Below are 657 nucleotides of genomic sequence, written 5' to 3'. Positions count from 1 at the left end.
GAAACTGGAGAAGTTCGCCGTGCGCGACCTCGTTCGGACCGCGCCAGCCGTGCCGACCTGTCCCGACTGCGGGCGCTCGATGTCCTCGGCTGGACGTGGTCAGGGGTACCGCTGTCGCGACTGCGGGACGAGCGCGTCGGGGAAGGTCGAGACGCCGATCGACCGCGACCTCGAACCGGGGTGGTACGAGGTGCCGCCGAGCGCGCGCCGCCACGTCGCGAAGCCGCTCGTCCGCGGGGGGTTCGACGCGCCGACCCACCCGGAGCGATGAAGTGATCCGGCCGAGAGCGGGCGGACGTGACCGGAATCGTCTTCCACGCGACGGAGCGACGCGACGCGGTCGTCGAGTTCTACCGCGACCGACTGGACGCGACCGTGCGGCTCGAACAGCCGGACTGTACGATACTCGAGTTCGACGGCTTCCTGTTCGGGTTCTGCGAGCGCGCGGCGGCCGACGACTGCGGCATCCTCACCTTCGTCTACCCGGACAGGGAGAGCGTTGACGCCGCCCGGGATCGACTCGGCGACGCGGTCGTGGAGGAGCCGCGAGAGAACGAGACGTACGACATCTACCAGTGTTTCGCCGAGGATCCAGAGGGCCGGACAGTCGAGTGTCAGGCGTTCCTCGACGACGACGTCGACATCGAGTAGGCGGCG

At 69.1% G+C, this 657-nt stretch carries 1 protein-coding gene and 1 pseudogene; both read left to right on the top strand.

Annotated elements, in window-relative coordinates:
* Nucleotides 1-271 (top strand): annotated as a pseudogene (locus BN903_RS12195) (tRNA(Ile2) 2-agmatinylcytidine synthetase); the annotation flags it as partial.
* Between the two features lie 26 nt (nucleotides 272-297).
* Nucleotides 298-651 carry a VOC family protein gene (locus tag BN903_RS12190; RefSeq protein WP_048077982.1) on the top strand — a complete coding sequence of 118 codons (354 nt, stop codon included), beginning with the start codon at nucleotides 298-300 and terminating at the stop codon, nucleotides 649-651.
* The last annotated feature ends 6 nt before the right edge of the window (nucleotides 652-657 follow it).

The sequence above is a fragment of the Halorubrum sp. AJ67 genome, assembly GCF_000513435.1.
The sequence above is the reverse complement of the archived record's forward strand: the minus strand, read 5'-3'. Positions and strand labels throughout refer to the sequence as shown.